This window comes from Corallococcus sp. CA053C (assembly GCF_003611675.1).
In the GTDB taxonomy this organism is placed as follows: Bacteria; Myxococcota; Myxococcia; order Myxococcales; family Myxococcaceae; genus Corallococcus.
The window spans coordinates 1-2,173 of record NZ_RAWA01000718.1; the positions used below are offsets into that span (position 1 = coordinate 1).

The 2,173-nt window shown below is 75.6% G+C and carries 1 protein-coding gene; it reads right to left on the reverse strand.

Annotated elements, in window-relative coordinates:
* Positions 1–56 precede the first annotated feature (56 nt).
* Positions 57–2,173 (reverse strand): WD40 repeat domain-containing protein (locus D7V97_RS42525; RefSeq protein ID WP_147445240.1); only part of this gene is annotated, 2,117 nt, incomplete at its 5' end.

Below are 2,173 nucleotides of genomic sequence, written 5' to 3' on the forward strand. Positions count from 1 at the left end.
GTGGGGGTGGGGTACTGCTGCATGACGTGTCCTGGTTCCATGGCGTCTCCTTGGATTCACTGCACGGAGCCGGGGTGGGCTTCGCCGGCATCGGCCTGGCGGTGCCATCGCTGGCTCCGGAACTGAAGGTAGTGGGTGCGCTCCTGCTCCGTGAACGCGTTGCGGCCCGGCCGGGAGGCCACCTGAGCCACCAGCGTCTCGAACTCGGCGGGGTGGAGGCGGATCCCCGCGCCGTCCGCCTCCATCGCCAGCAGCCACCGGCCATCGTGTGAGAAGGCGGCCCCGCGCAGCCGGGTGGGCCGCGCCTCCAGCGTCGCCGCGATCGCCCAGCGCCCGGCGCCCCCCTGGCGCCAGAGCAGGCCGCGGCCGTCCTCGCTCGCGGTGAAGAGGCACGAACCGCTCCGGTTCCACACCAGGTGCTGGAGGGGCCCCCATTGCGTCTGGGGGCACGCCACCAGGTCGTAGCCGCGCGAGTCCCAGATACCCACCAGCCCTCCGGCGTCCCCGGTGGCGAGGAACTGCCCATCCGGGCTCCAGGCGACGCGGCGGGCCGGGAACACCAGCCGCAGGCTCCACAGCAGCCTGTCGAGCGCGCAGGCGCCCGGGCAGTCGTAGATGCGGGCCCAGCCGTCATCGCAGGCGATGGCGAGCTGCTGGCCCGACGGGCTCCAGGCCAGGTCCCACAGCGGAGCCTTCTCCCTGCCCCTGGAGAGTGTCAGGGTCTTGCTCGCGAGGTCCCAGAACCCGGGCCCCGGCGCGTCGCGCAGGACGAGCCCCAGGGCCTCGCTCCCGGGATGCCACACCCACCGCAGCAGGTCGTGGGGCAGCTCCTCCCCGCGGGCCTCGAATTCGCCGGAGGCCGTCCACAGCGAGAAGGCCCTGGGCCCGTCCTGGACCACGACATGCTTCGCGTCGGGGCTCCACCCGGGGCCCGGGGCGCCCTTCCCCAGGAATGGCTCCACCTCCTCCCAGGTCTCCCGGCGGAGGGGGCCGCCGAGGGTGTCGTCCCAGATGCGCGCCGTGGCATCCGCGCTCACGGTGACGAGCCGCATCCCGTCGGGACTCCACACCGCCTGGTGGATGCTGCCGGCGTGGCCGGTGAGCGTCGCCAGCACCCGGCCGCTCTCCACGTCCCAGACCCGGGCCTGGGTGCCGCTCCAGGTCGCGAGGACGCCGCGCCGCCGGGGGTTCCACGAGAGCCCCCCGAGCGAAGGGTCCTCCCCGTGGAGGACATTCGAGAGGAGGCCCGAGTCCGCGTGCCACAGGTGCACGCTCCCGGTGCTGGCCGCCGCGAGCCACTGGCCCTCCGGGCTCCAGGCCACGTGCTCCACCGCGCCGGGCGTCTCCAGCTCCTGCCGCGTCTCCAGCTCCCACGGCCTGCGCCTGTCGCCGGACCCCCGGAAGACGACGACCCCCTTCGCCCCGCCCGCGGCGAGCGCCGGCGCACCCGGATGCCAGGCCACCGTCAGGCCCCCCGCCATGGGGAACGTCACCTGCCGGGTGACGGTGTCCCGGTGCTCGCGCCGCGTCACGCGCCAGACGCCCACCGCGTCGGGCCCGGCGGTGGCGAAGACCTTTCCGGCGGGCGCCCAGGCGGCGGCCCGCACCTCGGCGCACCGGGAGGGCTTCGTCGGCCCGGAGTCACACACCGGGACGCGCTCCTGGCGCGTCACGCCGAGCACGGCGGCATGCGGCGCGGTGTCGCCCTCGCCGGCGCCGCCCTCGCTGTACGGCCCGAGCAGCCGCTCTTCGTCGGGCGAGAGCTGGAGCCCCCAGGGGACGCGCGTCCCCGCGTCATACGTGCGTCCCGGCGCGCAGGCCCCCTTCCTGTCCACCTTCATCACCCGGACCCGGGCCTCGTCGTCGCAGCAGGCCAGCTGGTGGCTCCGCGCGGCCCAGAGCAGCGCCTTCACGCCGGGGCCGCTGGCGGTGGTGCCCGCGTCGATGCGCGTGGGCTCCGCGCCCGGCGACTGGAGGTCCCAGAGGTGGATCCGCCCCGCCGTGTCGCCGGTGGCCAGGTGCGTGCCCTCCGGGCTCCAGGCGGCGCAGAGGAGGGCCGCGCGACTCGAAAGGACGCGCAGGCAGGTGCCGCGGCGCTCCAGCACTTCGCGCAGGACCCCGTCGAGCAGCGCCTGGGACTCCGGCGGAGGGGAGGGCGGTTGCGGCGCGGCAC